Here is a 12,859-nt window from a genome sequence, read left to right as displayed (position 1 = left end):
CACATGCCCCTTTATAGTTGATGACGGCGCCGGCAGGGCGCCGTCATCTTTCCCTTAGATCAGAAGCTGACCTTCGCGCCCACCGTCATGTAACGGCCGATGCTGTCATAATGGATCGCACCATAGGTGGTCAGCGGCGGATCGCGGTCGAACAGGTTGTTCACATTGGCGAACAGCGTGAAGCGATCGGCAATGGTCGCCTGTGCCCCCAGATCGACATAGACGCGGGCGCTGATGTCATTGTTGGCGATAGGCAGCGTATGGTTGAACTTGCCGCCGCCGACATAGCGGACGCGAGCGTCAACCGACACAGCCCTGCTTGCGTAAGTGATCGCGCCCGTCGCGCGCCAGTGCGGCGTGCCGAAGTTGACATTGTCGCCCACGTCACCGGCGCGATCGACCGTGCTGTTGCCGTCGTTGATGATGACCTTGGGCACATAGGTGGCCAGACCGCGGAAGCGCATCGTGCCGCCCAGGCTTTCGCTGACCTTGCTTAGCGGCAGGGTATAGGTCGCTTCGATATCCACACCCTTGGTCCGATATTCGGCCAGGTTGATATAGGTGGTGTAGATGTTCTTCGGAGCGCCCTCAGAGTCACGTTCGATCTGGCTGCACAATACGGTGTTGCCGTTGGCGCAGTTGGTGATGACGTCCTGCGCACCCAGCGAGGTGATCGCGTCCTTCAGCTTGATGTCGTAATAATCGACCGACAGGTTGAAGCCCGGCAGGAACGTAGGCGTAAATACCGCACCAAGAGTCAGCGTGCTGCCGATTTCCGGCTTCAGATTGGCGTTGCCGCCGCCGAAGCGGGTGATCGAATAGGTCTGCGGCTTGTCGTTCTTATCGTTTTCGACGACGGTGGTGAAGCTGGTCGTGCTGGTGGTGAACAGTTCGGCCAGGCTGCCCGAACGAATGTCACGCGAACGCGACACGCGGATCAGCAGATTGTCGAAGATGCGATCGGTCAGACCCAGTTTCCACGACCAGATGCCGCCGCTGGTGCTGTAGCGGCTGTAACGGGCCGCACCATTGACGTCGATCTTGCTGAACGGCTGGTCGAGCAGCGGGATGGCGACTTCGCCGAAGCCTTCCTGCACGTTGAACCCGCCGTCGAGCGGCGCGAAGTTGAAGCGGCTGAAGCCCTTGGCGGCCGACGTGGCGTCCAGACTGTTGGTCACCTGTTCTTCCCAGCGCGCTTCGGCGCCGACCGCAACCGAAACCGGGCCGGCCCAGGTTTCGAACAGGTCGCCACGCAGGCTGGCGCCAGCGCTGTCCAGCTTGGTCGTGTAGACGACGCGCGCGGTGTTGCCGAACACATAGTCGATCGCGGCCTGATCGGCCGTGCCGGTGCCCAGGATGTTGAGCGGACGGCACGCCGTGTTGGCGTCGGTCAGGGCGGCACGGCAGACGATATTGCCGCTGGAATCGCGCACCGCGTCCAGAGCGGCGGTCAGGTTCGCGCCGGTAATCTGGTTGTGATAGCTCTGCATGTTGCGCATTTCGCCATGGCTGTAATAAGCCGAATAGCGCCACTTGCCGTCCGCGAAGCTGCCATCGACGCCGACTGCGCCTTCTACATTCTGGCGATAATAGTCGAAGGTGCGATAGCCATAATCCTCGAATACGCGGCCGATGCTGACCTTGCTTTCATCGGCGGCGGCGAGTTGGTTCTGGATGTCCTGCGACAGATAGGGGTTGGTCGCCGAAATGCTGTACGAACCGCTTTCCGCATAGAAGGGATATTTCGCCCAGATGCGGCTGTAGCTGCCGTCTGCCCAGAAAGTGGCGTCGCCGACTTCGAAGCTGGCGCGGGCATAGGCGTTGACGCGCTGATAGGGGTTGGTCAGCGCATATTCGTCATTGGTGGCCACGCCTTCGCCGCCGACCATGGTGGTCCCATTGCCACTCACCATGCTGCCATACTGGAAGGGACGCAGCGTGCCGTCCGTGTTGAAGGTCTGGCCCTTCAGCTTACCCGTGGTGATGAGGCCGCCCAGGCTGGTGTTGGCGGCGTTGACGTCGCGCACCAGGATCGGGAGGGCATCAGTGCCAGCGGGGGTGAAGACGTTGGAACTGCCGACATTCTTGCGCGAATTGCGGTCAAGGATGCCCTTGTCCTGCTGATATTCGCTGCCGATCATGAAGTGGCCGCGACCGTCGGCGAACTTCGTGCCGAACGTGCCGTCGACGCTGTAGCGATAACCGTCCCCGCGCGAGGAGATGCCGTTCTGCGCGCCGATGGTCAGGCCTTCCAGCTCATCGTCCAGGATGATGTTGACCACGCCGCCGATCGCGCCCGAGCCCCAGGCTGCCGATGCGCCGCCGGTGACGACTTCGACGCGCTTCACCAGCCCCTGCGGCACGGTGTTGAGGTCGACCGCGCCGGTGAAGCGGCGGTTGTTGAGCAGGGTCAGCGTGCGCGTGACGCCCAGACCGCGAAGGTCCATCGCCGATGATGAGGAGTTGGTGTTGGCGACCGTGCTGGCCGGCGACTGGGTTGCGCGGAACTGGGGCAGGTCGTTCAGTACCTGCGCGATGCTGGGTCGCGCGCCCTGACGCAGTTCGGCGTCGCCGATGATGGTGGTCGGCGTAGGCGCTTCGAAACCCTTGCGGTCGATGCGCGAACCCGTGACGACGATCGCCGGTTCGGCTTCGTCGGCGGCTGCGGTGTCAGCGGGGGTGTTTGTCTGCGCCATCGCCGCGCCGCCCTGCGCCAGCGAGAGGATGAGGCCAGCGGTGCCAGCCATCAACAGGGTGCGAAACCGGGTCTTGCAATCAGTCATATATCGTCCCTTTTCGTCTTCTTGCTTTTTTGTCCGCGACCTGAGCGGCTCTCTTTTATCTCTTTGGAAATCTGGTCAGTCGGCCCGGCGGAACAGCAGGTCGTAAGCACGACCCTCGCCAAAGCGCAGCGCGGTGACGGCGCCGCTCGCATCGCGCTGGAACTTCGCCGTGACGCGGCCGGCGTCGGGCGACGCTTCGCCGGTGAACACATCGGCATAGGCGGGGCTGAGCGTCTGGTCGGCCCAGCGCGGGCCGTTATAGACCAGCGCTTCGCCCTGCTGGCGGAAGGTCAGGCAGGCATGGGTATCGACGCCGCAATATTTGCCGACATAGGGCTGGGCGTCGAAGACCGTGACCTCGTCCACCTTGCGGTAAGCGATCTTTTCGCCCTCCCGATTTTCACGCACCAGGCCGGTCTTGCCAAAGGCGAAGATATCCTCGCGCAGCGCCCAGCGACCCGGACCGACCGGCGTCAGCAGCTTGCCGTCGGCGCGCAGGCGACCTTGTTCGTCGCTGTCGAACTTCACCGGAAAGCCGTTCATGCCATCGGCATAGAGGCCGGCGGGTAGCGGCCCCTTGGGCGTGTAGGGCTTGTCCTTCCACGCAGGCAGGAAGATATCGGCGACTGCACGGCCCAGCACCGGCGTATCGGCATTGCCGGTGTTGCAGAGCAGCGATACGGCCAGTTTCTGCCTGGGATAGCGCGCCATCCAGGCGCGATAGCCGCCGGTCGACCCGCTATGGCTGATTTCCTGCTGGCCATGATGGTCGAGGTTCACCAGCGCCAGCGCATAAGCGATCGGCGTGCCGTCGTTCAGCTTGGTGGGTGTCTGCATCTGCTCGGTGAAACCAGCGCCGAAGGTGCCGGCGTCCAGCGCCGCCTGCCACTTCACCAGATCGCCCACGGTGGTCAGCAGGCCACCATTGCCATAGGCGTCTTCGATCACCTGATCGTTGCGATAGACGCCGTCCTGCCAGTCATAGGCGCCGGTGCGACCGGGCACCACATCGCCATGATCGTCACGCCAACTCGTATGCGTCATGCCCAGCGGCGTGAAGATGCGCTCGCGGGTGAAATCGGCGAGCGACTGGCCGCTGACCCGCGCGACGATGATCGCCGCCAGATTATAATTGCTGTTGCTGTAGAGATAATGGGCGCCCGGCGCGAAGTTCAGTTCGGTCTGGCGGGCGGCGATCTCCAGCACATCGTCATTGCTGGCGGTGCGGCTGTTGCGCGGCCAGCCTTCGACCGCGGCGACCGATCCCCAGTCGCGCAGGCCGCTGATGTGGTGCAGCATGTGGCGAATGGTGACGGGCGCATCGTAGGCGGGCAGTTCGGGCAGATATTTGCGGATATCGTCGTCCAGCGAAAGCTTGCCCTCGCGCGCCAGCATCAGGATGGCGGCGGCGGTGAACTGCTTGGAATCCGACCCGGCCTCATAGATTCTGTCGGGGGTGGCGGGGACGGACTGTTCCAGATCGGCCATGCCATAGGCCCGACTGGCGATCGCCTGACCATGGCGCGACACGGCGACGGCGCATCCGGGCGCATCCTTGCGGTTCCATTTGGCGAACAAGGCGTCGAGGCGCGCCAGCGAGGCGGAATCGGCCGGCGCAGAATCCTGCGCCATGGCCCCGCCCGACAGCGCAACAGCCATACAGAACAACATCCCCGCAACCGCGGAGCGACCCGTCATCATAGTTCCGATTCCCCTTGGAAAATGGCGAAGCGCTTATGTGCGCGTCATTTTTTTGCGACCCGAAGGCTGTGGATCACGATCCCGCCATTCGTCTTTCCCATTGTCCTAACCGATGTCGCTGTCATGAACCTGACACAGAAGGGCGGACGCAGCCGGATGCGTAATCAAAGGCAAGACCGGCGCCGGCGCACTTCGCATTTGCAATCCCGCGCATGATGCGTATCGCAATTTAATGTCGGCCGCCGGATGAAGCGCGCAGGACGGAAGGTATCGGGTCAATGCGTTTGTTGCTGGTGGAAGATGATGAGCGGCTCGCCCGTGGCATGGTCGCCTCGCTCGAGGCGGCGGGTTTTGCCGTCGATATCCTCACGAACGGCGAAGATGCCCTGAAGCTGGCCGACCAGGAACCCTATTGCGCGATCATCCTCGACCTCGGCCTGCCCGACATGGACGGGCTGGATGTGCTCAGCCAGTTGCGCGCGCGCGGTGCCGCCACGCCGATCATCATCCTGACCGCGCGGGACATGATGGACGATCGAATCCAGGGCCTTGATCGCGGCGCCGACGATTATATGGCCAAGCCCTTCCATCCGCGTGAACTGGAATCGCGCATCCGTGCGCTGGTCCGGCGCAGCCAGGGGCAACTGGACCCGATGCTGCGGATCGGCACGCTGATGTTCGACCGGTCGAGCCGCACCGTCTATCTGGACGACAAGATGCTGGACCTGCGCCGCCGCGAACTGGCGGTGCTGGAAACGCTGATGGGTCGGCCGGGCAAGGTGATCGCCAAGGAGCGGCTGTCGGCCGAAATCTTCAATTTCGACGACGCCGTCACGCCGAACGCGCTGGAAGTCTATGTCGGCCGCCTGCGCCGCAAGCTTCAGCCGTCCGGCCCGGCAATCCGCACCGTGCGCGGGCTTGGCTATATGATAGAGGCGGCCTGATCCGCATAATCTGCTAACAGCGCGCTGATGCGGAACCTGCCCCCCTCGCTGCGCCTGCGCCTGACCGGCGCGGTGATGATGCCTTTGGCCGCGCTCGTTCTGCTGTTCGGGATCATCACCGCCTGGGTGACGCATGATACGGAGGCCGACACGGTCGATCGCGTGCTGATCGGTTCGGTTCGCACGCTCAGCCTCGTCTACGACAGTCAGCCGCCTGAGCGGCACAAGCTCCTGCCGCTCGCCGTCCACCTGCTTCAGCGTCGGGCGCGGCCGGTCGTGCATTACAGCGTCTATCGCGGAAACAAGTTGCTGGCGGGCGACCCCGCCCTGCCGCCGCCGGCCGATTATCGCGAAACATGGGACGGGGTCATCGACCCGCATCCCCCGGCGACGTTCGTCAACGCCTATCGCGCCAATCCGCTGGTGCGTGGCTATCTCAATCCCGCCGATGCGAAGCTGGTGACGCAGGCCGCCTATCTGCGCGACGGCGCGCTGCACGGCAAGCCCGCCCGCATCGCGACGGAAATCCGCCGTCCCGCCGGCGAAAGCGGCCTGATCGTCATCCAGATAGCCGACTATATCGATGATCGGCGCGCCTATGAGCATCAGTTCATGGTCAGGGTGCTGCTGGTGGGGCTGGCCGTGCTGGTCGTGACCGGCCTGCTCTTCTGGTGGGCGATCCGCTGGGGGCTGCGCCCGCTGATCGACCTGACGCGGCAGGTGGAGATGGCGCAGCAGGATGCCTCCCCCGCCTTCCGCCTGCACAGCAGCACTGCCGATCCGGCCGAAATCCGGCCGTTCGTCGCTGCTTTCAATGGCCTCATGGCCCGGCTGGAACGGGCCAGCAATTCGTTGCGGCAATTCACCTCCAACGCCTCGCACCAGATGCGCACGCCGCTCGCCGTCGCCCGCGTCCATCTCGATGTGCTCGATCGCTACGGCCCCACCTCGCCGCAGGGGCGGGCGGCGCTGACCGATATTCCTCATGCGATCGACTCGCTCGAACTGCTGCTGCGCCAGATGATCGCCCTCGCCCGGAGCGAGGATCAGGGCGATATGCAGGTGCGCCCCTTCGACCTGGCAGATCTGGCCGCGACGGTAACCGCCGACCGTGCCGCCCAAGCCCCCGCCAGCCTCGACATCGGCTACGACAATCGCATGGACGGCCCTGTCATGGCGCTGGGCCAGCCGGCGCTGGCGGGCGAATTGCTGGTCAATCTGCTCGACAACGCCATCCGCTACAACCGTCCCGACGGCATCGTCGCGGTCAGCGTCTGGCTGGAAGATCAGGATGCCGTAGTCGAAATCGACGATAACGGCCCCGGCATCCCCGCAGACCAGCGCGACAGGGTGTGGGAGCGTTTCTATCGCATCGGTGGCCGCACCTCGGCCCCCGGCACCGGCCTCGGCTTGCCGATCGCGCGCGCGCTGGCGGACCGGCTGGGCGCGCAGATCGCGTTGCGCGACGGTCGCACCGGGCAGGGGCTGTGCGTCCTCATCCGCTTCCGCCTCGCCCCGGCCTGACCCACGACATACCGCCATGTGACAGGTTCATGTCAGCCGTCTTGGCTAAGTCTCTTCGCGTCAGCCGCTTTTCGGCACCGCCCAGAGGGGACCGCTTCCATGCCTGCCATCTTCCACCGCCGCGCGTTGCGCACCCTGCTGTGCGCCGGTGCCGCGGCCATCCTGTCCACCGCCCTGCCGGCGCATGCGGAGGAAGAGGAAAGCGGCGGCCAGTTGACCACCACCACCGTCCCCAGCACGCCGATCGCCGGGGATTTCAGCTTCGCGGCGGTGGGCGACCTCATCTATCTGCGCCCGATGCTGGCGACGATCGAGAAGCAGTCGCCCGACATGCTGCGCCTCCTGCGCGGCGCGGACCTCACCTTCGGCAATTTCGAAACGACCGCGCTCGACCTCAATAGCTTCAAGGGATCGCCACAGGCCGAATCGGGCGGCACCTGGATGCTGGCCGATCCCGCCGTGCCCGCCGACGTCGCGAAAATGGGCATCGACATCGTCAGCCACGCCAACAATCATGCCACCGATTGGGGTGTGGAGGGCATGGCCGAAACGCTCGACCTGCTCGACGCCGCGCACCTCACCCATGCCGGCACCGGCCGCAGCATGACCGCCGCGCGCGCGCCCGCCTATCATGACGGCCCGTTCGGCCGCGTCGGCCTGATATCCGCCACCACCAGCTTCACACCGATGACGCCCGCCGCCGATCCGCTGGGGAAGGTGCCGGGCCGTGGCGGCGCCAACACCATTCGCAGCACCGAAATCGGCCTGGTGTCGGACGCCGACCTCGCCACCATCGCCCGCCTTGCCGGCACCAAGCCCGGCTCGCCGATCAAGATGAAGGGCCGCGAGTTCCGCGCCACCGCCAATCCGGCCATGCCGATGAAGATCGAATATGACCTCAACGCCAGGGATGTCGCCGCCAATCTGCTCGCCATCCGCCAGGCCAAGCAGAATGGCAATTTCGTCGTCTTTTCGCTGCACAATCATGAACCCGGCAATGCCAGCCAGATCATCGCCAACTTCGCCCAGCCGCTGGCGCATCAGGCGATCGATGCCGGCGCGGACGTCTATGTCGGCCATGGCCCGCACCAGTTGCGCGGGATCGAAATATACAAGGGCAAGCCGATCTTCTATTCGCTCGGCAACTTCGCGATGATGAACAATTCGCTCGATGACCTGCCGGCCGACATGTACGATCAATTCGGCATCACGCCGGGCACCGTCACCGCACCGGAACTGCTTCAGGCGCGCGGCGCGAAGGAATTTGGCGACCCCAACCTCTATGAAACGGTGATCGCGGTCAGCCATTTTCGCGACGGCAGGCTGAGCGAAATCCGCCTCCACCCGGTCGACCTCGGCGTCAATGCCACCGGCGCCGGACGCGGCGTGCCGCACATGGCCGACGCCGCCACCGGCGCGCGTATTCTCGAACGGCTCCAGCGCCTGTCGCAACCCTATGGCACGCAGATTGCCATCGAACGCGGCGTCGGCGTCATCAAGCTGTCCGCCGGCAAATAAGACAACGCACGCCGGGCGCCTCCGGAACGGTCGGCCTATTTTTGTCCCGCTGGCGGGCGCAGCGTCAATATAGTGTCATCGCCCGGTGCGACGAGGAGGTCATTCTTCCGCGTATCGAGAGTGACGCCATGACCTTCGACGACCCGACCTTCGCCATGGACCGCATCAAAGCGGAGATTGCCGACAGTTTCGACGAGGAACTGGAGATGGAGATAGATGAGGATCGGCTGGAAACGATGCTCGCCGACATGGAGGAGCATCCCGACCGCGAGCAGATGGAGCGGCGCACCTATTTTCGCGAGCTGTTCCGCCTACAGCATGAACTGGTCCGTTTGCAGGATTGGATCGTGCACAAGGGGCTGAAGGTCGTGGTGATCTTCGAAGGGCGCGATTCGGCGGGTAAGGGCGGCGCGATCAAGCGCATCACCCAGCGCTTGAATCCCCGCGTCTGCCGCGTCGCCGCGCTGCCCGCTCCCAATGAGCGCGAACGCACGCAATGGTATTTCCAGCGCTATGCCGCCCATCTGCCGGCGGCGGGCGAAATGGTCCTGTTCGATCGTAGCTGGTATAACCGCGCCGGCGTCGAGCGGGTGATGGGCTTCTGCACCGAGGATGAGGTGGAGGAATTTTTCCGGTCAGTCCCGGAATTTGAACGGATGCTGGTCCGTTCGGGCATCATCCTCATCAAATATTGGTTCTCGATCACCGACGATGAACAGCAGTTCCGCTTCGCCATGCGCATCCATGATCCGCTCAAGCAGTGGAAGCTGTCGCCCATGGATGTCCAGTCGCGCCGCCGCTGGGAGGATTATACCCGCGCCAAGGAAGCGATGCTGGAACGCACCCATATCGCCGAAGCGCCCTGGTGGGTGGTGGAAGCGGTCGACAAGAAGCGGGCGCGGCTGAACTGCATCGCGCATCTGCTGGAACAGATTCCCTATGCGGATGTGCCCAAGGAACCGGTCGTCCTGCCCGACCGTGAACGGCACGAGGACTATATCCGCCACCCGGTGCCGACGGACATGTATGTGCCGGACCGCTTCTGAATGAACGGAGGATTCTAGAGCGCGCTGCGTTAAATCCGATGCAGGTCGCGCGCTCCAGTTTTTTGTTTTCGCATCGTTTTACGCGAAAAACCGGTTCCCACTTTTCCGTACGATGCTCTAAAAAAAGCGCCTCCTTTCACAAGGGACGGAGGCGCTTTTTCACGTCAGCGGGAGTGAAGCCTCACCCCTTGCGGTCGTCGTCCACCATGTCGGATGCCAGTTCCAGCCCGGCGCGGCCGTGGGCTGGGGAATGGGCCGGTGCCTTGGGATGTTCGACGTCGATCGGCTCCTCGACCTCCAGCATCCCTTCCCATTTGGTGATGACCGACGTGGCGATGGCGTTGCCCAGCACGTTGGTGGCGGTGCGGCCCATGTCCATGAAGTGATCGACCGCCAGGATGAAGGCGATGCCCTCCACCGGCAAGTCGAATTGGCCCAGCGTCGCGGCGACGACGACCAGCGACGCGCGCGGCACTGCGGCGATGCCCTTGCTGGTCACCATCAGCACCAGCAATATGGTGATCTGCGTCGCGATCGGCAGGTCGATGCCATAGGCCTGCGCGATGAAGATCGTCGCGAAGGTCGAATACATCATCGACCCGTCGAGGTTGAACGAATAGCCCAGCGGCAGCACGAAGCTGTAGATGCGGCGCGGGATGCCGAAGCGGTCGAGCTGCTCCAGCATCTTGGGATAGGCCGCTTCGGACGAAGCGGTGGAGAAAGCGATCAGGATCGGTTCGCGGACATAGCGGATCAGCTTGAACATCCGCTTGCCTAGGAAAATCGACCCCGCGCCGAACAGCAGCAGCCACAGGCACAAGAGCGCGATGTAGAATTCGCCGACCAGCGCGCCATAGGTTTTGAGCACGCCCAGACCCTGCACCGTCACCGACGAGGCCAGCGCGCCGAACACCGCGAAGGGCGCGACGCGCATGACATAGCCTGTCACCTGCAACATCAGCTCGACCATCGATTCGATCAGGGCGATGATCGGCTTGCCCTTGTCGCCGATGGCGGTGAGCGCGACGCCCACGAACAGCGAGAAGACGACGATTTGCAGGATCTGGTTGTCGGCCATCGCCCCGATCATGGAGGTCGGGAAGACATGCAGGATGAAGTCGCGGAAATTGAGCGCTTCGGTATTCACGCCCGCGTCCGCGCCGGACCGAACCAGGTTGAGGCCCGCGCCCGGCTCGAAGAAATTGACGAAGATCAGGCCCAAAGTCAGCGAGATCAGGCTGGCGATGATGAACCACGCAAGCGCGCGCCCGCCGATCCGTCCCAGCGCCGCGCTGTCGCCCATATGGGCGATGCCTGCGACCAGCGTGGAAAAGACCAGCGGCGCGATGATCATCTTGATCAGGTGGAGGAAGATGTCGGCCAGCAGGTGGAAATAGCCCGCCACATCCTTGGCCAGCGTCTCATCGCCGCCGACCCAGAGATTGGCCACGAAGCCCGTTATCACCCCCAGGACCATGCCGATAAGGATGAAGGCCGTCAGTCTGTTTCGCATCAATTTCCTCTGGAGGCCCGCGAACGCGCCCCTGTTCCATTATCCGTCTGTCAGGCCGACACCTAACAGGCGCATGGGGTAGCCGCAATCGGGGCTGCAACCACGCACATCGAACAAGACGAAGCAGGCACGCCTTTCCACGCCCCGCCCATGCCTTCGTGCGCGGAGTATCAGGGGTAGAGCAGCCCTTCGGACCAGTCGTCACCGACCCGTTCGAACAGGCGGCGCTCATGCAGCCGATGCTCGCGATCCTGCCAGAACTCGATCCGTTCGGGCGTCATGCGAAAGCCCGACCAGTGCGGCGGGCGTGGCACCGGTCCGCCCTCGAACCGGACGCTGACGGCGTCGAACCGGTCCATGAAAGTCTGCCGGTCGGGCAGGGGGCGCGACTGGTCGGATGCCCAGGCGCCCAGTTGACTGTCGCGGCTGCGGGTCGCGAAATAGGCGTCGGCGGTGGCATCGTCGACCGGGCCGACCGATCCTTCGATCCGGATCTGGCGGCGCAGCGACTTCCAGTGGAACAGCAGGGCGGCATGCGGATTGTCCAGCAACTCGCCGGCCTTGCGCCCCTCGAAATTGGTGTAGAAGACGAAACCGTCCGGGCCATGCCCTTTCAGAAGCACCATGCGGACGGATGGCCGCCCGCGCGCATCGGCGGTGGCCACCGCCATGGCATTGCTGTCATTGAGTTCGGTATCGCGCGCCTGCGCGTACCATTCGTCGAAAAGGGCGAAGGGATCGGTCATATCGGTGTCTTAAGGCGCGTCCGCCGCCCTGTCGATACGGGCGGTCCGAAGCATCGGACATGGAAGCCGGCTTGAATGTCGGGGCCGCATCGTCCACATAGTCGGCAAGTGATGCTTTTGTGCAACAGGTAAGATGATGGCCGATCCCTATTCCCTCTTGGGTGTGACCCGTAGCGCGACCGAAGCGGAGATCAAGTCCGCCTATCGCAAGCTCGCCAAGGAGCTGCACCCCGACAAGAACAAGGACAATCCCAAGGCGGCGGACAAATTCTCCGCCGTCACCAACGCCTATGATCTGCTGTCCGACAAGGACAAGCGGGCCCGCTTCGACCGGGGCGAGATCGACGGCGACGGCAACCCCGCTGCACCTTTCGGCTTTGGCGGCGGCGGCGCGCGCGGCTCGTCCGGGGGCGGCTTCGAATCCGGCGGGGCGGACTTCGGCGATATTTTCGAGGGGCTGTTCGGCGGCGCGGGCCGGCGCCCCGGCGGCGGCGGCGGCTTTGGCGGTGGTGGCTTCGGCCGGCAGGCGCCCCCGCCGAAGGGCGCGAACGTCGCCTATCGCCTCGCGGTCCAGTTCGTCGACGCCGCAACCCTGGCACCGCAGCGCATCACGCTTCAGGACGGCAAGACGATCGACCTCAAACTGTCCCCCGGCGTCGAGACGGGGACGCAGATGCGCCTGTCCGGCAAGGGGCAGGCCGGGCCAGGCGGCGCGGGCGATGCGATCGTCACGGTCGAGGTGAAGCCCCACCCCTTCTTCATGCGGGACGGCGACAATGTGCTGCTCGACCTGCCGATTACGCTGGACGAGGCGGTGAAGGGTGGCAAGGTCAAGGTGCCGACCGTCGATGGCCCGGTGATGCTGGGCGTGACGCCCGGAGCGACCTCCGGCAAGACGCTGCGCCTGCGCGGGCGTGGCTTCACCGGCAAGGATGGTCAGCGCGGCGACCAGCTGGTCACGCTCCAGATCGACGTGCCGGCGGACGATCCCGCGATTCAGGCGCTGGTCGAAAGCTGGCAGGACCAGCGGGCCGTGCGCGCCCATCTGGGCGTCTGATTTGCCGTTACGCCCGTCCTTTACCCT

General features: G+C 64.3%; 9 protein-coding genes. 5 read left to right on the top strand and 4 right to left on the bottom strand.

Annotation, left to right across the window (positions count from 1 at the left end; translation table 11 throughout):
• Nucleotides 1-59 precede the first annotated feature (59 nt).
• Together ASE85_RS07905 and ASE85_RS07900 are read right to left on the bottom strand one after the other, a co-directional pair.
• Nucleotides 60-2,783, bottom strand: coding sequence for a TonB-dependent receptor domain-containing protein (locus tag ASE85_RS07905; protein WP_056686261.1), 2,724 nt, complete (start codon nt 2,781-2,783; stop codon nt 60-62).
• A gap of 75 nt (nt 2,784-2,858) precedes the next feature.
• The gene (locus ASE85_RS07900) at nt 2,859-4,442 is read right to left on the bottom strand and encodes a serine hydrolase domain-containing protein (RefSeq protein ID WP_235523402.1); all 1,584 of its coding nucleotides are present in this window, start codon (nt 4,440-4,442) and stop codon (nt 2,859-2,861) included.
• Nucleotides 4,443-4,762: 320 nt separating this feature from the next.
• Here ASE85_RS07900 and ASE85_RS07895 point away from each other — a divergent pair, with 320 nt between their 5' ends.
• From ASE85_RS07895 to ppk2, 4 genes are all read left to right on the top strand, one after another.
• Entirely contained in the window at nt 4,763-5,428 is a 666-nt protein-coding gene (locus tag ASE85_RS07895; RefSeq protein WP_056686256.1) for a response regulator, read from the top strand.
• 27 nt (nt 5,429-5,455) lie between these two features.
• Nucleotides 5,456-6,952 carry a sensor histidine kinase gene (locus ASE85_RS07890; RefSeq protein WP_056686253.1) on the top strand — a complete coding sequence of 499 codons (1,497 nt, stop codon included), beginning with the start codon at nt 5,456-5,458 and terminating at the stop codon, nt 6,950-6,952.
• 99 nt (nt 6,953-7,051) lie between these two features.
• Nucleotides 7,052-8,470, top strand: a complete 1,419-nt coding sequence (locus ASE85_RS07885) for a CapA family protein (protein WP_056686250.1) — start codon at nt 7,052-7,054, stop codon at nt 8,468-8,470.
• Between the two features lie 128 nt (nt 8,471-8,598).
• Complete coding sequence (gene ppk2 / locus ASE85_RS07880; protein WP_056686247.1) at nt 8,599-9,516, top strand: polyphosphate kinase 2; 918 nt, start codon at nt 8,599-8,601, stop codon at nt 9,514-9,516.
• A gap of 181 nt (nt 9,517-9,697) precedes the next feature.
• On the opposite strand, the gene ASE85_RS07875 is transcribed toward ppk2, so the two are convergent.
• Together ASE85_RS07875 and pdxH are read right to left on the bottom strand one after the other, a co-directional pair.
• A complete protein-coding gene (locus tag ASE85_RS07875; RefSeq protein WP_056686244.1) occupies nt 9,698-11,029 on the bottom strand; it encodes a dicarboxylate/amino acid:cation symporter in 1,332 nt (443 codons plus the stop codon).
• A 170-nt stretch (nt 11,030-11,199) separates the two neighbouring features.
• A complete protein-coding gene (pdxH, locus tag ASE85_RS07870; RefSeq protein WP_056686240.1) occupies nt 11,200-11,775 on the bottom strand; it encodes a pyridoxamine 5'-phosphate oxidase in 576 nt (191 codons plus the stop codon).
• Between the two features lie 136 nt (nt 11,776-11,911).
• Here pdxH and ASE85_RS07865 point away from each other — a divergent pair, with 136 nt between their 5' ends.
• Entirely contained in the window at nt 11,912-12,832 is a 921-nt protein-coding gene (locus ASE85_RS07865) for a DnaJ C-terminal domain-containing protein (RefSeq protein ID WP_056686285.1), read from the top strand.
• Nucleotides 12,833-12,859 lie beyond the last annotated feature (27 nt).

The organism is Sphingobium sp. Leaf26 (assembly GCF_001421665.1).
GTDB lineage: Bacteria > Pseudomonadota > Alphaproteobacteria > Sphingomonadales > Sphingomonadaceae > Sphingobium.
The sequence above is the reverse complement of the archived record's forward strand: the minus strand, read 5'-3'. Positions and strand labels throughout refer to the sequence as shown.